The sequence below is a fragment of the Streptomyces sindenensis genome (assembly GCF_014649035.1).
Taxonomy (GTDB): domain Bacteria; phylum Actinomycetota; class Actinomycetes; order Streptomycetales; family Streptomycetaceae; genus Streptomyces; species Streptomyces sindenensis.
On sequence record NZ_BMSG01000005.1, the window covers coordinates 197,419 to 213,526 of the forward strand.

The window sequence follows — 16,108 nt, forward strand, 5'->3', positions numbered from 1 at the left end:
TCGCGGCGCCCTGGCCGGAACCACTCTGGCCCGTGGCCGAAGGGCCATCAACAGCCGGATCGACAAGACACCGTTGCCCGTCGGCGCATCGATGCGCGTTGTGTCAACGCACCGTCGACCATTAGGTTCACGTCAGGAAGGGGTGGTGGGACGGGCGATGGAGCTGCGCGAGATCGAGATTTTTCTGACTCTGGCGGAGGAGCTGCACTTCGGACGCACCGCCGAACGCCTCCACGTCACCCCGTCCCGAGTGAGCCACGTCATCAAGAAGCAGGAACGCCGCATCGGCTCCCCGCTGTTCGAGCGCACGTCCCGCACCGTGCGTCTCACCGTGCTCGGCGAGCAGCTACGCGACGAGCTGCTGCCGGCGCACCAGCGCATCCGCAAGGCCCTGGAACGGGCCACCGCCCAGGGGCGGGCCACGGAAGGGGAGCTGCACATCGGCTATACGACCCCCTGGTGCGCCGAACTGCTGCTGCGAGCGGGCGACGCGTTCCGGGCCCAGTACCCCGGCTGGTCCGTGCGGGCCAGGGAGATCCCGTTCACCGATCCCTACGGCTCGATCCAGCGCGGCGAGGTCCACGTGCAGATCGCGGAGTTCCCCGTGCTCGAACCCGGCATCGTCACCGGACCGGTGCTCTTTCGTGAGCCCAAGGCCCTGATGCTGCCCGCCGACCACCCGCTGGCCCGCGCCTCGGCGGTGTCCCTGGAAGACCTGGCCGACGTGCCGATGATCCGGCTGGAGCTGGACACCATCCGATCGAAGGCCGCTGTCGACACCCACTTCCCTCAGCGCACACCCATGGGCCGCTCCATCCCGCGAGGTCCCTCCTGCTCCTCCTGGTACGAGATCCCCGTGATGGTCGCCGCCGGGTTCGGGGCCTCGATCGTGGCGGCGCGGGCCGCGGAGTACCACGCTCGACCGGGCATCACCTTCGTCCCCATCAGTGACGCGCCGACGCTGGACTACGGCGTGCTGCTGCCCGCCGCCGGTGCCGGTCCGCTGGTGGAGCCCTTCGTCGACCTGCTCCGTACCCAGGCGGCCGGCGCTCTCCTCCATGCCCGGGAGGACCGGCTCCGGCGCTGACCCCGGAGTCCGCGGCAGGCCCCGGCACCGGCCGGGCCGGCTGTTCGCCGACCGAGACTACGACTACCACCTCGTTCTGAAACGATCAGTAACAGCACAACCGATACGGCACGGACCGATACCGCACGACCGGCCGGCCCCACGCCGGACCCCGTCAGCACAGCAGGTCCAGCTCCGCACGGACCGTCTTGCCCGGGTTGCGGTCGAAGACCGCCCAGCGGTCGGCCAGGGCCTCGACGATGAGCAGGCCGCGCCCGCCGTCGGAGCCGCCGTCCGGCACGGTGATCTCACCGGGGCCGGGCGGCCGCCGCTCGCCCCGCGTGTCGGACACCTCGATCCGCAGAAGGCCGGGCACGGCCGGATCGCCCGGCAGGTACGCCAGCCGCAGTTCGAAGTTGCGGCCGGGCACCCGGCCATGGGTCGCCGCGTTGGCCGCCAGCTCACCGATGATCAGGGCCGCCGACTCCGATGCGTCACTGAGGTACAGGATGCCCCAGGTGTGCAGTTTGTGGAGGCCGACGCGGCGGGCGAGCCGGGCGCCATGAGGATCCGCGCGGTATTGGTGATTGAACACACGTACGGTTACGGGGGGTTGGGCCTTCGTAGACGCTTCCATGCCCCCAGATTCCGAGCCCCGGACCCGGTCCACCAGGTCAGCGACCCGTACGCTCAGTCAGCGTACGGGCGCGAAGGGTAGACGGTACGGGTCACGTTCCGTGAGCATGGACGGGTCTCGGACCAGGACAGGCGCACGGGGAGGTGGCCGTACATGACGCACGGCACGGACGGCATCGACAGCACGACGTACGGGACCTTCGGCAACGGCGGCGGTCGCAGCGGCGAACCCGAACCGCAGTACATCCTCAAGATGTTCGGAGAGGTGGTCAAGACCTTCCGCAAACGGGCGAGGCTGACGCAGGAGCAGTTCGCCCCGCTCGTCGGGTACTCACCCGAGACCGTCGCCTCCATCGAGCAGGGCCGCCGCCTCCCACCGCCGGACTTCGCGGAACGGGCGGACAGCGTGCTCGACGCGTTCGGCGTGATTCTGGCGGCGGCAAAGCATCTGACGCGGCGCAAGGGGCTGGCGAGCTGGTTCCGGCAGTGGGCACAGCTGGAGCTGACGGCGCTGAGCCTGTACACGTACGAGTGCCGGTTGGTTCCGGGGCTGTTGCAGACGCCTGCGTATGCGCGGACGCTGTTCACGGACCAGTTGCCACCGCTCTCCGACGAGCAGATCGAGGCCCAGCTCGCGGCTCGGCTGGAACGTCAGCAACTGCTGCGCGAGCGGCCGAACACCTCCTTCAGTTTCATCCTCGAAGAGCATCTGTTCCTGCGCGACTTGGGCGGCGAAGAGGTCACCAGGGAGCTGCTGGACCACATCCTTGATCTGACCGAGCTGCGCAACGTCAACATCCAGATCATGCCGTTGGTACGGCATCACCACGCGGGCCTGGACGGGCCGATGCAGTTGCTGGAGACGCAGGAACACCAGTGGTTCGGGTACCTGGAAGGACAGAAGTACGGCCAGTTCGTCTCCGACCCGGCAGTGATCAGCGCACTCCAGATGCGGTGTGCCAATATGCGTTCACAGGCTCTCTCGTTGGACGACTCCAAGAGCCTGATGCGGCGGATGCGAGGAGCAAGATGAGCACCACACACCTGGCCTGGTTCAAGAGCAGTTACAGCGGCGGCGACGGCGACTCCTGCGTCGAAGTCGCGCTGGAGTGGCACAAGTCAACCTACAGCAGTGGCTCCGGCGACTCCTGCGTCGAGGTCGCCGCCTGCCCCTCCACCGTCCACGTACGCGACTCCAAACTCGACGAGAGCCCGCAGCTCGCCCTCGCCCCGGCCGCCTGGACGCGTTTCCTCGCGTACGCCGCCCAGGGCTGACCAGCCGTCAGCGACGGGTCGGCTGCAGGCGCTCGATGCGGTAGGGGTCGCCGCCGAGCAGGTCGCGGTGGCTGATGGTGAAGTCCCCGTTCGGCAGGGCCTGCCCGTCCCCGTAGTGCCGGCCGATGACCGCCGCGGGAAGGAATTCGCGCAGGTTGTGGCGCATGCCCCCGGAGTACGCGACGGGCGCGCCCCAGCCGGCGGCGGCCTCGTCGGTGGAGAACAGCACCCAGTGGTCCACCGGCACGGCGGCGTCGAGGTCAGGTGCCTTGCCGGTGTGGCTGTCCAGGGCCGGAACGGTCAGCCGGTCGGGGTCCAGGGGCTGGTACCGGAGCAGCAGGGGCTTGGCCCGTCGCGCCTCGGCGTTGTCGAAACAGCACACCACGATGGTGTGGTCCGGGAAGTGCTCGGCGTAGAAGTCCAGGAGCTCCGGGTCGAGATCGGGGCGCCGGTGCGGCGGCACCTGCCACAGTGCGGCGGGGATCGCGGTGGGGTCATCCGCCAGCAGCACCGAGTAGACGTCATGATCGAAGACCTGGACGGCCGCCTGCGGTTTTGCACTCATCCACACGATGCCGTCGGCCGCCGCGACAGCGTCCTCCACTGCGGAGACCATGCGGTGCAGGACGTCGGCGGAGCGCCCCGCCGAGAGGAAGTGCTGCGGCGTGAGCTGCCTGGTGGGCACATGCAGCAGCATGGCGTTCGGCCCGTCCGCCAGGTTGACCGCCGTGTTCTGGTAGCCCAGGACGTGGACGAGGCCGTGCTCGCCGTGGTGCTGACGCCCGCAGTACAGGATCGTGCCGGAGAACGCCGCCTCACCTGTCGATATGCACATGCGGGCACGGTAGACCACGACCTGCGCGGCGCGTACCGCCCACCGCGAGGCGGCAGCACCCGGGAAGCGGGCGAGGGAGAATCCGTCGTCGTGATGCCCCGAACCCGCCGCACCGCCCGGCCCGGCACCTCACGCCGTGTGACGATCCGCCTCCGCCGCACGGGGGAGGCGGGAGCGTGCGGGCCGGGCCGGTACCGTAAAGGCAGATCCGTACGACTCATGAGCCTCCTGACGGGCTGCGTGAACCCAGACCCAGGAGGACCCGCCCCACCATGACGACCAACCGTGGACGCAAGGACGTCATCCGCGACCGGATGGCCGCCACCGGCGAGTCGTACAACGTCGCCGCCCGCAATCTCAAGGCCATGAAGGACACCGCCGCCACCCGCGACGCCGTCCTCGTGCAGCGCTGGACGCCCGCCGATTCGCTCGACGTGCCCTGTCCCTGCGGCGGGACCTGCGAGCCGGGCGAGACCTGCGACCACTGCCACGCCCGCCACCGGCACGTGAAGCGCTACCCGGGCTCCACCACCGAGGTCGAGACCTGGGCCGACCGCTACGAGTGCACCGGCTGCTCCTCCTCGTACACCCTCACCGTCCACCTGGCCGGGCGGCCCTGGGGCGTCGCGGAGACCGTCGTCAAGGGCGGGTCGGCCGAGGAGGTCGTGCAGGCGACCGTCTTCCCGGGGGTCATTCACCCGCTGCTGCGGTCGGAGGCGACCGAGGGCCCCGGCCAGGAGTGACGGCGGGCGGGGCGGGACCGGTCAGGATTCGAGAAGCCTTGGCCGCCTCCCCGCCTCTAGCGTGAAGGACATGGCAACCACCACTTCCTCCGCAGCCCCCACGACCCTCGCCTCCGTCACCCTTGAGGTGGCCGACCCCGCGGCCGCCCGCCTTTTCCACAGCGCCTTCGGTGTGGACAGATACATCACCGTGCGGGCGTCCGAAGCGGCCTCGACCGGCTTTCGCGGCTTCACCCTGGCCCTGACGGTCTCCGGCCCGGCCACCGTGGACGGTTTCGTCGACGCCGCCGTCGGCGCCGGCGCCACGGTGCTGAAGCCCGCCACGAAGTCGCTGTGGGGGTACGGCGGCGTCGTCCAGGCCCCGGACGGGACGATCTGGAAGATCGCGACCTCGGCGAAGAAGGACACCGGGCCCGCCACCCGCGACATCGACGAGGTCGTCCTGCTGCTCGGTGTCGAGGACGTGAAGGCCACCAAGCAGTTCTACGTGGGGCGGGGTCTGACCGTGGCCAAGAGCTTCGGCGGGAAGTACGCCGAGTTCACCTCCGGTGACGGCTGCCCCGTCAAGCTGGCGCTGTACAAGCACCGGGCGCTGGCCAAGGACCTGGGTGTGCCCGCCGACGGCACCGGCTCGCACCGCATCGTCATCGGCTCCACCGGTGGCACGTTCACCGACCCGGACGGCTTCCGCTCGGAGGCCGCGCGGTCCTGATCCACCGGGAGCGTGCGACCGGGCGTTTTCGGGGTAGGCGAAAGGCCGGACGCCACGGAGGAGGAAGCATGTCCCGCCTGATCGCTCGTATCACTCGGTTCACCCGCAGCCCCCAGGGCCGCCGGACCATCGCGTCGGCCCGGCGCGCCGCGGCCGACCCCCGCAAGCGCGCCCAGGCCCGCAGCCTGCTCGGACGGCTGCGCGGACGCCGGTGACCTCGCCGCTCCGGTGGCGGACGGCCGGAGCAGCACCGGGAGGAGTACGCAGAAGACGCCCGCACAGGTCTCCCTGTGCGGGCGTCTTCGCGTTCCGTTCCGTCGGCGTACGGCTCAGCTCTCGTCCGGCGCCAGCGTCAGCGAGATCGAGTTGATGCAGTAACGCTGGTCCGTCGGGGTGGGGTAGCCCTCGCCCTCGAAGACGTGGCCCAGGTGCGAGCCGCAGCGGGCGCAGCGCACCTCGGTGCGGACCATGCCGTGGCTGCGGTCCTCGATCAGCTCGACCGCGTCGGTGTCCTTCGGATCGTAGAAGGACGGCCAGCCGCAGTGCGACTCGAACTTGGTGTCGGAGCGGAACAGCTCCGCCCCGCAGGCCCGGCAGGAGTAGACGCCCGCCGTCCTGGTGTCGGTGTACTCACCCCGGAAGGCGGGCTCGGTGCCGGCCTGGCGCAGCACCGCGTACTCGGCGGGGGTCAGCTCTTCCCGCCACTGCTCGTCCGGCTTCTCGACGTCGTACGGCACGGCTCGCTCCTCAGCTCGGCAATGTCATCGGCTCGCTCGGTGACCGGATCGGCTACCGGGCGCTCGACAGGTGGTCCAGGATGCGCGGGCCGAGGTCGGTGACGTCGCCCGCTCCCATGGTGAGAACGAGATCGCCGGGCTTCGCCATTCCCGCGATGGCGGCGGGTACGTCGGCCTGGTCGTGGACGGCGGTGACCTCGGCGCCGGCCGCCTTCGCCGCGTCGATGATCAGGGCGCTGGTGATACCGGGGATCGGGTCCTCGCGGGCCGGGTAGACGTCCAGGACCACGGAGGCGTCGGCCAGGGCGAGGGCCTGGCCCATCTCGGTGCCCAGCTCCTGCGTGCGGGAGAACAGATGCGGCTGGAAGACGACCAGGATGCGGGAGTCGGCGGCCGCGCCGCGCATGGCCTCCAGGTCGGCGGTCATCTCGGTCGGGTGGTGCGCGTACGAGTCGATGACCTGCACGCCCGCCGCCTCGCCCTTGAGCTGGAGGCGGCGCTTGACCCCGGTGTAGCTGCCGAGGGCGGAGGCCAGGTTGTGCGCCGGGATGCCGAGGGCGACCCCGGCGGCGAGCGCGGCGACCGCGTTGTGGGCGTAGTGCGCGCCGGGGACCGAGACCGTGAAGGTGAGGAACTTCCCGTTGAGCAGGACGGTGACCTCGCTGGTCAGGCCGCGCGGGGTGACCTTGTGGACGCGTACGTCGGCGTCCTCGGCGGAGCCGTAGGTGACGACCTTGAGGTCGGAGAGGTCGCGGACCCGGCGGGTCAGCTCGACCGCGCCGGGCTGGTCGGCGGAGACGACGAGGGTGCCGCCGGGGACGACCTTGCCGACGAAGGTCTCGAAGGAGTCGTAGATCTCGTCCATCGAGGCGTAGTTCGCGTGGTGGTCCAGCTCGACGTTGAGGACGATCGCGACCTCGGGGTCGTACTTCTGGAAGCTGCGGTCGCTCTCGTCCGCCTCCGCGACGAAGATGTCCCCCTCGCCGTGCGTGGCGTTGGTGCCCGGGCCCTCCAGGTCGCCGCCGATGGCGTACGAGGGGGCCAGGCCCAGCGAGGAGAGGGCGACGGCCAGCATGGAGGTCGTGGTGGTCTTGCCGTGGGTGCCGGCCACCGCGATGGCCCGCAGTCCGTTCATCAGGGAGGCCAGGGCGTCCGAGCGGTGGACGACGGGGACGGCCAGCTCGTTCGCCCGGAGCAGCTCCGGGTTGTCGGCGCGGATGGCGCTGGAGACGACCACGCAGGACGCGTCGTCGGCCAGGTGGCCGGCCGCGTGCCCGATGTGCACGGTCGCCCCCAGCGCTCGCAGGGACTCGGCGGTGGCGGACTCCTTGGCGTCGCTGCCCGCCACCTTCGCTCCGCGCTGGGCGAGGATCTTCGCGATGCCCGACATTCCGGCGCCGCCGATGCCGATGAAGTGCGGTCGTTCCATGGCGGCGGGAATGCCGGGTGCCATCTGTACTCCTGCGGTCGTGGTTCGGGTTCCGATGAGGCGGCCGAGGGCCAACCCGGACCGCGCGGCTTCAGCCTATTCGCTGTGCGCGAAGAGCTTGAGCACCGGGACGCCCACCTTGTGGCGGGCCCGGGAGGCCCAGTCGCGGTGGAAGAACTCCTCCACGTAGTGCGGGGCCGTCAGGACGATGACCTCGTCGGCGCCCGCGTCGTCGACGACGGTCTTCAGCTTGTCCAGGGGGTGGTCCTCGACCACCTGTCCGACGGCTTCGGCGCCTGCCTGGCGCAGGGCCCGTAGGGAGTACTCCAGGCCGATCTCGGCGGGTTCGCGGGCCTCGCTGCCCTCCGGCTCCTCGCCCTCGCGCACCGCTTCCTTCAGCTCCCCCATCGCCACGTCGTCGATCGCGCGCAGCAGAACATCGGCCTGGTCACCGCGCGGCTGCAACAGAACGACGAACGAGATCCGCTCCTCGCCGTGGAGCGTGGTGACGAAGTCCACGTCCTCGGCCGTGAGCGGCTTCTCGATCATCAAAACGCTTGTGAACACGACAGGCGCCCTTCCGCTTCTTCGTCTCGTCGACTGCCGGATCGACCGTCGACGGTCGTTTGCTGAAACCATCCTTCCCCGTGCTTCCACGGGGTTGCAGGGGTAAGTGTGCCCAGCCGAAGCTAAGCGGAACGGTAAATTCCGCTAACTGTCAGTCCGACGGTACCGAGAGAAAAGAAAACCGGCCTCTTCCAGCAGCGATGCCAGGAAAAAACGTTCCGGCACGGCGACCCCGGGACCCCCTGCGATGCGCTGAGCGTGACCCGCAGTGAGCATCGGGGAGAGCGTCAGGCAGAGCTCGTCCAGCACGCCGGCCGCCACGAACTGGCCGAGCAGCCGGGGTCCGCCCTCGGTGAGCTGGCGGCGCAGCCCCCGGGCGGCCAGCTCGCGCACCACCCGGGCCGGGTCCACCCGGGCCCCGTCGCCCGCGATCACCACCTCGGCGCCCGCCTTCCGGGCCGCCTCGATCCGGTCGGCGGGGGCCCCGGCGCCGGTCACCACCAGGGTCGGGACGAGCGGCTCGGTGAACAGCGGCAGCGAGAAGTCCAGGTCCAGGGAACCGGTCACCACCGCGACGGCGGGCGCGGGGCCCTGCCCGGCGGCGGCCCGGCGCTCGGCGAACGCCTCCCGGGCGCGGGCCGGACGGTACCCCTCCTGCCGTACGGTCTCGGCCCCGGCGATCACCACATCGGCCAGGCCCCGCAGGGTCCCGAAGATCCGCATGTCGGCGGCGCAGGAGATGGGCTGCGAACGGCCGTCGTGCTGCGCGGCCCCGTCGAGGGTGGAGACCATGTTGGCGCGCAGCCAGGAGGTGCCGTCGGGGAGGCCGGCGGGGTAGGCGTAGGCCTCCGCCAGCTCGTCGAGGCTCCACTCGCGGTCGGGGGCGGCGGCGGCCGTCGTTGTCAGGTCCGTCACAGGGAACAGGCTTCGCATGGGTTGCAGTCTGGCACGGGCCTTAGGGTGGAGAGTTGTGTCGTCATCCACCGCGTTTCCGGGGCAGAGCCCCCTTGCCGAAACGGCCCCGCTGTCCCTGTGCGCCCGCGAGCCGCACGTCCCCGCCGACCGTCTGGTCGCCGAGATGGTGCCCCCGCCGCGCTTCGATTCGGTGCGCTTCGACACGTACGTACCCGACCCGAACCAGCCCAGTCAGAGCGAGGCCGTCACGGTCCTGGCGGGGTTCGCCGCCGGGCTCGGCGGGGCGCACGCGACGGGTTCCGGCCGCCGCAAGTGGTTCGGGAGCAGGAAGCCGGCCGCGCCGACCGGGCCGCGCGGGGTGTATCTCGACGGCGGCTACGGCGTCGGCAAGACCCACCTGCTGGCCTCCCTCTGGCACGCAACGCCCGCCGAGCCGTCGCTGAAGGCGTTCGGGACGTTCGTGGAGCTGACCAACCTCGTGGGCGCGCTGGGCTTCCAGCAGACCGTGCGGACGCTCAGCGGTCACCGGCTCCTGTGCATCGACGAATTCGAGCTGGACGACCCGGGCGACACCGTGCTGGTGTCCTCGCTGCTCAGCCGGCTCGTGGAGTCGGGGGTGGCGCTGGCCGCGACCTCGAACACGCTGCCGGGCAAGCTCGGCCAGGGCCGGTTCGCCGCGGCCGACTTCCTGCGGGAGATCCAGGGCCTGTCCGCGCACTTCCGCCCCCTGCGCATCGACGGCGAGGACTACCGCCACCGCGGGCTGCCCGAGGCCCCGCCGCCGTACGACGACGAGCAGGTGACCCGGGCCGCGTACGCCACGCCGGGCGCGTCGCTGGACGACTTCCCGGGGCTGCTGGACCACCTGGCGAAGGTGCACCCGAGCCGGTACGGCGCGCTCACCGACGAGCTGGGCGCGGTCTGCCTGACCGGGGTGACTCCGGTGCCCGACCAGTCCACCGCGTTGCGCCTGGTGGTGCTGGCCGACCGGCTGTACGACCGGGAGGTTCCGGTGCTCGCCTCCGGGCTGCCGTTCGACAAGCTGTTCAGCGACGAGATGCTGAACGGCGGGTACCGGAAGAAGTACTTCCGGGCGATCTCCCGGCTGACGGCACTGGCGCGTGACGCGAAGGGTCTGGTGGCGCAGTAGGTTCGGGGGCGTAACGCGATAGGGCGCGGCGCACAACGGCGTGTGCCTTGCCCGCATATCCCGTTGTCCCGTACAACCGCGCACACCGTTCGAAGGGATCCAGCATGGCTACCACGCGTCAGGCGCACACGGTCTGGGAAGGCAACCTGATCGAGGGCAAGGGGGTCGTCACCTTCGACTCCTCCGGCATCGGCGAGTACGACGTCTCCTGGCCGTCCCGCTCCGAGGCGGCGAACGGCAAGACCAGCCCGGAGGAGCTGATCGCCGCCGCGCACTCCAGCTGCTTCTCGATGGCGCTCTCGCACGGTCTCGCCGGGGCCGGTACCCCGCCCACCAAGCTGGAGACGAAGGCGGACGTCACCTTCCAGCCCGGCACCGGCATCACCGGCATCCACCTCACGGTCGAGGGCACGGTCCCCGGTCTCGACGAGGCGGCCTTCGTGAAGGCGGCCGAGGACGCCAAGGCGAACTGCCCGGTCAGCCAGGCGCTGACGGGCACGACGATCACGCTGTCGGCCAAGCTGGCCTGACCGGCCGTCACCGCCGACGCGGCCCACCGGTCCCGTCGGCCCGGCCACCGGCTTCGTCGGTCCGGCCTTCCACGGACGGCCCTTCCCGCTGTGGGCCGTCCCAGCAGCAACACGGAGGCGCGGGGGCACGCATGGTTCCCCCGCGCCTTTGTGCGTGCTACACACGTGCGGGTCACTTCACCTGTCCGCCAACAGGGAGTCACCTCATGTCAACCGCACCCCGCACCACCGCAAGCCGACGTCAGGTCCTGGCCGGAGGCGGCGCCGCCGCCGCGATCGCCTTCACGGGGGCCTTCTCCGAACTCTTCGCGGGCACGGCAGCCGCGCGCGGCCACCACGGTTACGGCCCCCTCGTCCCCGATCCAAACGGTCTGCTCGACCTGCCGAAGGGGTTCCGCTACCGGGTGCTCTCCCGGGAGGGCGAGCCGCTGCGCTCCGGCGAGGGCCCGGTGCCGAGCAACCACGACGGCATGGCGGCCCTCCAGGGCCGCAACGGCCGGATCCACCTCGTGCGCAATCACGAGAACCGGCACACGGCCAGGATCGGCGTGCCGACCGTCGAGGGGCTGACGTACGACCCGGCGGCCAAGGGCGGCTGTACGTCGCTGGAGCTGGACGGCCGCAACAAGGTGCTCGGCGAGCGGGTCGCCATCGCGGGTACGGCGGTCAACTGCGCGGGCGGGCCCACCCCCTGGCGTACCTGGCTGACCTGCGAGGAGAACGAGGACAAGGCCGGGACCAACGGGTACACCAAGGACCACGGCTTCATCTTCGAGGTGGACGGCGCCGATCCGCACCGCACCGGGGCCGTCCCACTGACCGCGATGGGCCGCTTCCAGCACGAGGCGATCGCCGTCGACCCGAAGTCCGGGATCGTGTACGAGACGGAGGACGCTTTCGACGAGCCGTTCGGGCTCTTCTACCGCTTCCTCCCCGAGAAGCCGCTCGGCGGCACCGGTTCGCTCCGGGCGGGCGGGGAACTGGAGGCGATGCGGGTGCCGGGCGTGCCGGACCTCTCCGCCGTCCGGGAGACGGGAACCAGCTTCGACCGGATCGAATGGGTCCCCGTACCGGACCCGCTGGCGAAGGAGACCCCGATCCGGCTCCAGGACTTCGGGCCCAGGGGCATCACCCACGCCCAGAAGCTGGAAGGCTGCTACTGGGGCGGCTCGTCGGTCTACTTCGTCTCCAGCTTCGCCCGCCGCGACGAGGGCTCGGCGGGCGATCACTACGGGCAGGTGTGGCGCTACGAGCCGAAGAAGCGCCGGCTGACCCTGGTGGTGATCTTCGGCCCGGACACCGACATCCAGCTGCCCGGCGAGTCCCCCGACAACATCTGCCTGGCCGCCGACGGCGGACTGATGGTCTGCGAGGACGGGGGCGGCGCTCAGCACGTGCTCGGGGTGACCCGGCGCGGCGAGGTGTACGCGATGGCGCGCGGACGCCAGAACATCGGGTCGCCCGAGGAGCCGGAGTGGGGTGAGTTCGCGGGGGTCACGTTCTCCCCGGACGGCTCGACGATGTACGTGAACTGCTACACGCCGGGGACGACGTTCGCGGTGACGGGGCCGTGGTGCTGAGGTAGCCACTCCCCTGGCTCCCGCCTCCGGAGCGCCGTCGGCCGATATATCCATATTGTCGGATATTTTCCGTGAGTGATCACTGCTGCACGGAAGACGCGGAAGATTCGGCAGACACGGCAGACACGGAGGGCGGCGGTTCTGGCGGTCGCGGGGGCGCTGACCGGCGCCGCCCTGACCGGGTGCGGGGGCGGTCAGCCCGCCCCCGCACCCCCGCCCGCCTCACCCTCCGCCTCGGTATCCCCGCCCCCCGAGAAGCCGCCGACGATGGCCCCCGGCCCGGCGGGCCGCACCCCGGTCTTCGAGCGGAGGACGACGGACGGGGGCGGGGGCGGCGGCATGGACGGCGGCTCGGGCGGCGGCTCGGCGGAGAAGGTCGTGGCGCTCACCTTCGACGCCGACATGACGGCTGATCAGGGCCCCCGGGCCGCCTCGGGCGAGCGGTTCGACAATCCGGAGCTGGTCGCGTCGCTGCGCCGGCTGAAGGTGCCCTCCACGGTCTTCATGACCGGCCGCTGGGCCGAGGAGTACCCGGCCCAGGCGAAGGCGATCGGCGCGGACCCCCTGTTCGAGGTCGCCAACCACTCGTACAGCCACCATGCGTTCAGCTCCCCCTGCTACGGGCTGCCGGTGGTCGAGAAGAACGCGATGACCCGAGACGTCGAACGCGCCTTCACCGCGTTCCGGAAGGCGGGCGTGCGGAACGTGGTGCCGTACTTCCGCTTCCCCGGCGGCTGTTACGACGACACGGCCCTGCGCGCCCTGGCCCCGGCGAACGTGACGGCCGTCCAGTGGGACGTGGTCAGCGGCGACGCCTTCGCCACGGACGCGGGCGCGGTCGCCGAGCAGGTGCTGGACGGGGTCCGGCCGGGCTCGCTGGTGGTGATGCACTGCACCCGCAGCGCGGCCCCGGCCACCGAGGCGGCGGTACGCCGGATCGTGCCGGAGCTGCGCGAGCGCGGCTACCGGTTCGTGAAGGTGTCGGAGCTGATGGAGGACAGTGCGTGAATTCGGGCCACGAACCGGCCTAGGTTCTGTCGTCAGACTGCCGTCGTCGCCCGGAGGGCGGCCGCGCGGCGTCCGGTGCGTGCGATCGCAAGGCGCCTGAATGGTCTTGTAGCGGAGCTACCAGGGCATTTGGGCAAAGCCGCGAGCGCGCGTGCCGGACGTCGCGCGGCAGACGGCAGTGTGACGACAGGTCCTAGCCGCCACAGGCCGTACGGCCCGCCTCCTGCCAGGCGCAGACCGGGCAGAGCGTGGCGCCCTTCGTCGACTCCGGGTACTCGGTCGGCTCGCGGCACAGCACGCATTCGGCGTACGGAGGGCATGCGGCGGTTCCGGCGGGCGGTTCGGGTGCGGTCTGCCCCGGGGTCTCGCAGTACGTGTCGTCCACGTCCACGAGCCTACTCACCCGCGCCGGGCGGCGAGCCGGCAGACGAGGTCGACCCCGCGCAGCACCCAGCGGTCGGCGGGGCTGCAGCGGTGTCCCACGCCCTGCAGGTCCAGGATCAGCTGGAGGTCTTCTCGGGCCGGGCCTCGCTCGGACGGACGATGACGAAGCCCTCGCCCTGGAGCATCAGCTGGACGGCCTCGCCGGAGCCGCCGCGGACCATCGAGCCGACGCTCTGGGAGCGGTTCAGGCTCGTCGTGAGCTGCTGGCTCCAGCCGACGACCGCGTCCGTGTCCACGTACACCGGCTGGGCGGCCGTCACGGGGATCACGATCGGGGTGCCCTCGCACATCAGGCCGAGCTTGCCGTAGCCCGTGAAGACGCTGTTGAAGAGGCCGCCGCCGACCATTCCGGCGCCCTTCACGGTCTTGATCTCGTAGGAGAGCGTGGGGTCGAAGCACAGGATGTTGCGGCCGTTGATGGTGATGGCGTCGCCCTGGTCCAGCTCCACGATGAAACAGTTCGCCGCCTCGTGCGCGAACCAGGCCTCGCCCTGGCCCCGGACGGCCATCAGCGGGAGCCCTTCGCCGGTGACGGCCCGCTTGAGCATGCCGCCGATGCCCTGGCCCTTGCGCTCGAACTGGAGGTTGCCGCGGAAGGCGATCATCGAGCCCTGCCGGGCGTGCATCTCCCCGTTGACGGCGTACTTGATGGATTTCGCGTTCTGCAGGGTCATACCGGGGGCGGTGGCCGGCTGGGCCATGTGCTCGCTGGAAAAGAGATCGCTCTTCATGCGGAGCATCCTCACCCGGACCAGGCCGTTCCGCCAAGCAGGTGACCGTGTCCGCCTGGCAGACTGGGACGGTGACCAGCCATGACACCCCCTCCCCCGCCTCCGGGAGCCCGTTCCACAGCGGCCCGAGCGACCGCGACCAGGCACCGCAGTTCGTGCTGCCCCTGGTGCTCCACCTGGAGAAGACGGACCCGCCCGCCCGCACCGACGCGCTGCGGGCCGCCGCCCGGGCGGTGCTGACGATCCTCGCGGACGAGCGGTCCCTGGGCGACGGCGAGTGGGCGGCGGCCGTGCGGGACTGGCAGGACGCCCGGATCCGCAAGGTCGTGCGCCGGGCGCGCGGTGCGGAGTGGCGCAAGGCGGCGGCGCTCGACGGCATCACGGTGACGGGCGAGAAGGGCGCGGAGGTACGGGTGTTCCCGCCGATCCCGCTGGACGGCTGGCCCAAGGAGCTGGCCAGGCTCCAGGTGTCGGGCACCGATCTGGACGACCCCGAGCCGCCCGCCGCTCCCGATCTTTCGGGCCCGGTGCTGTGGCTGAACCCCGATGTCGACATGTCGGCGGGCAAGTCGATGGCGCAGGCCGGGCACGGGGCACAGCTCGCCTGGTGGGAGCTGTCCGACGCCGAGCGCAAGGCCTGGCGCGAGGCCGGGTTCCCGCTCTCCGTGGCCACCCCCGGGGCGGAGCGCTGGCGGGAGCTGACGGCGAGCGGGCTGCCGGTGGTGCGCGACGCGGGGTTCACCGAGATCGCGCCGGGCTCCTGCACGGTGATCGCCGACCACCCGGCGCTGCGCCGCTGAACACTTCTGCCTCCTCCTGCGTATCTCCCGGTACTGCCCTGTCGGCAGTACCGCCAAGCGGCCTGCCCAGCTGGTCGATGGGCGGTTGCTCGACGCCTGTTCGATCGACGCTGTCACGCCTCGGCCCGGGAGACACCTTGTTGCGACGCATCAACGGCACGGCCCTCATCATCGCGGCACTGGTCGCCACACTCGGCGCGCTCGCGTTCCCCGTCTGGTCCTACGCCGACCGTTCGGGCACCGGCGAGGCGAATCTCAACGCCTCCAGCGTCGCCACCCAGTGGGGGCCGCTCTCCGCGACCGACCGGGACTTCCTGGTCAAGGTGCGGCTCGCCGGGCTGTGGGAACTGCCCGCCGGGCAGCAGGCGATCGAACGGGCGCCCAGCGAGGCGACGAAGGCCGCCGGGGACCACCTCGTCGTCGGGCACACCGACCTGGACGGGCGGGCCCGGGACGTCGCGGCGAAGCTCGGGGTGGAGCTGCCCAACCAGCCGACCGCCCAGCAGCAGGAGTGGCTGCGGGAGCTGACGGCGGCGAGCGGGGACGCGTACGAGCGGAAGTTCGCGAATATCCTGCGCGCCGCCCACGGCAAGGTCTTCGGCCTGATCGCCCAGGTCCGCCACACCACCCGGAACTCGCTGATCCGGCAATTGGCGAGCGACGCCAACCAGACCGTGCTGGACCACATCACCATGCTGGAGGCGACCGGCCTCATCGACTTCGACGCCCTGGCGCGCGAAGCGGCGAGCGGGTCGACGGCCAGCCCTTCCGGACCGTCGATGCCCCGGGACGGCCAGGCCCCGCTGGCCCCGGTTCCGGCGACGCCGACCGGCGACCAGTCGTTCACCTCGCGCCCGGTGCCGCCCACGATGATGCCGATGCCATAACGGCGGCCTCGGGCCCAGAACCTCAAATGTAGCTCTGAACGTCCCACCGGTCGGGTTCATCGC

At 71.1% G+C, this 16,108-nt stretch carries 20 protein-coding genes; 12 read left to right on the plus strand and 8 right to left on the minus strand.

The features are described from left to right. Nucleotides 1–145: 145 nt before the first annotated feature. Nucleotides 146–1,087, plus strand: coding sequence for a LysR family transcriptional regulator (locus IE145_RS09135; protein WP_229825442.1), 942 nt, complete (start codon nucleotides 146–148; stop codon nucleotides 1,085–1,087). A gap of 154 nt (nucleotides 1,088–1,241) precedes the next feature. On the opposite strand, the gene IE145_RS09140 is transcribed toward IE145_RS09135, so the two are convergent. Then, nucleotides 1,242–1,703: an ATP-binding protein gene (locus IE145_RS09140; protein ID WP_189520414.1), complete on the minus strand. Its 462-nt coding sequence runs from the start codon at nucleotides 1,701–1,703 to the stop codon at nucleotides 1,242–1,244. 153 nt (nucleotides 1,704–1,856) lie between these two features. Here IE145_RS09140 and IE145_RS09145 point away from each other — a divergent pair, with 153 nt between their 5' ends. After that, nucleotides 1,857–2,735, plus strand: coding sequence for a helix-turn-helix domain-containing protein (locus IE145_RS09145; protein WP_189520415.1), 879 nt, complete (start codon nucleotides 1,857–1,859; stop codon nucleotides 2,733–2,735). Next, nucleotides 2,732–2,977 carry a DUF397 domain-containing protein gene (locus tag IE145_RS09150; protein WP_189520416.1) on the plus strand — a complete coding sequence of 82 codons (246 nt, stop codon included), beginning with the start codon at nucleotides 2,732–2,734 and terminating at the stop codon, nucleotides 2,975–2,977. Before IE145_RS09145 ends, IE145_RS09150 begins: the two co-directional genes overlap by 4 nt. Before the next feature lie 7 nt (nucleotides 2,978–2,984). Here IE145_RS09150 and IE145_RS09155 read toward each other — a convergent pair whose 3' ends face one another. Continuing rightward, nucleotides 2,985–3,812, minus strand: a complete 828-nt coding sequence (locus IE145_RS09155) for a hypothetical protein (RefSeq protein WP_189520417.1) — start codon at nucleotides 3,810–3,812, stop codon at nucleotides 2,985–2,987. 272 nt (nucleotides 3,813–4,084) lie between these two features. On the opposite strand from IE145_RS09155, the gene IE145_RS09160 reads away from it, so the two are divergent. The 3 genes from IE145_RS09160 to IE145_RS09170 all read left to right on the plus strand — a co-directional run bounded on the left by IE145_RS09160 (nucleotide 4,085) and on the right by IE145_RS09170 (nucleotide 5,482). After that, entirely contained in the window at nucleotides 4,085–4,555 is a 471-nt protein-coding gene (locus tag IE145_RS09160) for a hypothetical protein (RefSeq protein WP_189520418.1), read from the plus strand. A gap of 70 nt (nucleotides 4,556–4,625) precedes the next feature. Next, a complete protein-coding gene (locus IE145_RS09165; RefSeq protein ID WP_189520419.1) occupies nucleotides 4,626–5,267 on the plus strand; it encodes a VOC family protein in 642 nt (213 codons plus the stop codon). Between the two features lie 68 nt (nucleotides 5,268–5,335). Next, complete coding sequence (locus IE145_RS09170) at nucleotides 5,336–5,482, plus strand: hypothetical protein (RefSeq protein ID WP_164873563.1); 147 nt, start codon at nucleotides 5,336–5,338, stop codon at nucleotides 5,480–5,482. 114 nt (nucleotides 5,483–5,596) lie between these two features. Here the strand turns inward: IE145_RS09170 and msrB are convergent, their stop codons facing one another. The 4 genes from msrB to IE145_RS09190 all read right to left on the minus strand — a co-directional run bounded on the left by msrB (nucleotide 5,597) and on the right by IE145_RS09190 (nucleotide 8,933). Then, a complete protein-coding gene (gene msrB / locus IE145_RS09175; protein WP_189520420.1) occupies nucleotides 5,597–6,004 on the minus strand; it encodes a peptide-methionine (R)-S-oxide reductase MsrB in 408 nt (135 codons plus the stop codon). A gap of 52 nt (nucleotides 6,005–6,056) precedes the next feature. Then, nucleotides 6,057–7,457 (minus strand): UDP-N-acetylmuramate--L-alanine ligase, encoded by a 1,401-nt coding sequence (gene murC, locus IE145_RS09180; RefSeq protein WP_189520421.1) that lies wholly within the window; start codon nucleotides 7,455–7,457, stop codon nucleotides 6,057–6,059. 72 nt (nucleotides 7,458–7,529) lie between these two features. Beyond that, nucleotides 7,530–7,982 (minus strand): indole-3-glycerol phosphate synthase, encoded by a 453-nt coding sequence (locus tag IE145_RS09185; RefSeq protein WP_175467699.1) that lies wholly within the window; start codon nucleotides 7,980–7,982, stop codon nucleotides 7,530–7,532. A 162-nt stretch (nucleotides 7,983–8,144) separates the two neighbouring features. After that, nucleotides 8,145–8,933 carry a pyrimidine reductase family protein gene (locus IE145_RS09190; protein WP_189520422.1) on the minus strand — a complete coding sequence of 263 codons (789 nt, stop codon included), beginning with the start codon at nucleotides 8,931–8,933 and terminating at the stop codon, nucleotides 8,145–8,147. 37 nt (nucleotides 8,934–8,970) lie between these two features. Between IE145_RS09190 and zapE the strand changes: the two genes are divergently transcribed. From zapE to IE145_RS09210, 4 genes are all read left to right on the plus strand, one after another. After that, nucleotides 8,971–10,065, plus strand: a complete 1,095-nt coding sequence (gene zapE / locus IE145_RS09195) for a cell division protein ZapE (RefSeq protein ID WP_189520423.1) — start codon at nucleotides 8,971–8,973, stop codon at nucleotides 10,063–10,065. A 104-nt stretch (nucleotides 10,066–10,169) separates the two neighbouring features. Then, a complete protein-coding gene (locus IE145_RS09200; RefSeq protein ID WP_069739933.1) occupies nucleotides 10,170–10,595 on the plus strand; it encodes an OsmC family protein in 426 nt (141 codons plus the stop codon). A gap of 206 nt (nucleotides 10,596–10,801) precedes the next feature. Then, nucleotides 10,802–12,175: an alkaline phosphatase PhoX gene (locus IE145_RS09205; RefSeq protein WP_189520424.1), complete on the plus strand. Its 1,374-nt coding sequence runs from the start codon at nucleotides 10,802–10,804 to the stop codon at nucleotides 12,173–12,175. Nucleotides 12,176–12,442: 267 nt separating this feature from the next. Next, on the plus strand, nucleotides 12,443–13,183 hold the full coding sequence (locus IE145_RS09210) for a polysaccharide deacetylase family protein (protein ID WP_229825446.1): 741 nt from the start codon (nucleotides 12,443–12,445) through the stop codon (nucleotides 13,181–13,183). Nucleotides 13,184–13,376: 193 nt separating this feature from the next. On the opposite strand, the gene IE145_RS09215 is transcribed toward IE145_RS09210, so the two are convergent. Beyond that, nucleotides 13,377–13,574 (minus strand): hypothetical protein, encoded by a 198-nt coding sequence (locus IE145_RS09215; RefSeq protein ID WP_444545673.1) that lies wholly within the window; start codon nucleotides 13,572–13,574, stop codon nucleotides 13,377–13,379. 109 nt (nucleotides 13,575–13,683) lie between these two features. Further along, nucleotides 13,684–14,358: an AIM24 family protein gene (locus tag IE145_RS09220; protein ID WP_189520426.1), complete on the minus strand. Its 675-nt coding sequence runs from the start codon at nucleotides 14,356–14,358 to the stop codon at nucleotides 13,684–13,686. Between the two features lie 71 nt (nucleotides 14,359–14,429). On the opposite strand from IE145_RS09220, the gene IE145_RS09225 reads away from it, so the two are divergent. Continuing rightward, nucleotides 14,430–15,158 (plus strand): peptidyl-tRNA hydrolase, encoded by a 729-nt coding sequence (locus tag IE145_RS09225; RefSeq protein WP_189520427.1) that lies wholly within the window; start codon nucleotides 14,430–14,432, stop codon nucleotides 15,156–15,158. 140 nt (nucleotides 15,159–15,298) lie between these two features. After that, nucleotides 15,299–16,045 carry a DUF4142 domain-containing protein gene (locus IE145_RS09230; RefSeq protein WP_229825459.1) on the plus strand — a complete coding sequence of 249 codons (747 nt, stop codon included), beginning with the start codon at nucleotides 15,299–15,301 and terminating at the stop codon, nucleotides 16,043–16,045. The last annotated feature ends 63 nt before the right edge of the window (nucleotides 16,046–16,108 follow it).

Bases quoted from the DNA above. Each gene is read 5' to 3' on its own strand.
- IE145_RS09220 (WP_189520426.1), bottom strand. From the start codon at position 14,358: ATGAAGAGCGATCTCTTTTCCAGCGAGCACATGGCCCAGCCGGCCACC.
- IE145_RS09170 (WP_164873563.1), top strand. From the start codon at position 5,336: ATGTCCCGCCTGATCGCTCGTATCACTCGGTTCACCCGCAGCCCCCAG.
- IE145_RS09155 (WP_189520417.1), bottom strand. From the start codon at position 3,812: ATGTGCATATCGACAGGTGAGGCGGCGTTCTCCGGCACGATCCTGTAC.
- IE145_RS09140 (WP_189520414.1), bottom strand. From the start codon at position 1,703: ATGGAAGCGTCTACGAAGGCCCAACCCCCCGTAACCGTACGTGTGTTC.
- IE145_RS09165 (WP_189520419.1), top strand. From the start codon at position 4,626: ATGGCAACCACCACTTCCTCCGCAGCCCCCACGACCCTCGCCTCCGTC.
- IE145_RS09210 (WP_229825446.1), top strand. From the start codon at position 12,443: ATGGCCCCCGGCCCGGCGGGCCGCACCCCGGTCTTCGAGCGGAGGACG.
- murC (WP_189520421.1), bottom strand. From the start codon at position 7,457: ATGGCACCCGGCATTCCCGCCGCCATGGAACGACCGCACTTCATCGGC.
- IE145_RS09205 (WP_189520424.1), top strand. From the start codon at position 10,802: ATGTCAACCGCACCCCGCACCACCGCAAGCCGACGTCAGGTCCTGGCC.
- IE145_RS09200 (WP_069739933.1), top strand. From the start codon at position 10,170: ATGGCTACCACGCGTCAGGCGCACACGGTCTGGGAAGGCAACCTGATC.
- IE145_RS09185 (WP_175467699.1), bottom strand. From the start codon at position 7,982: ATGATCGAGAAGCCGCTCACGGCCGAGGACGTGGACTTCGTCACCACG.
- IE145_RS09190 (WP_189520422.1), bottom strand. From the start codon at position 8,933: ATGCGAAGCCTGTTCCCTGTGACGGACCTGACAACGACGGCCGCCGCC.
- IE145_RS09160 (WP_189520418.1), top strand. From the start codon at position 4,085: ATGACGACCAACCGTGGACGCAAGGACGTCATCCGCGACCGGATGGCC.
- IE145_RS09150 (WP_189520416.1), top strand. From the start codon at position 2,732: ATGAGCACCACACACCTGGCCTGGTTCAAGAGCAGTTACAGCGGCGGC.
- IE145_RS09145 (WP_189520415.1), top strand. From the start codon at position 1,857: ATGACGCACGGCACGGACGGCATCGACAGCACGACGTACGGGACCTTC.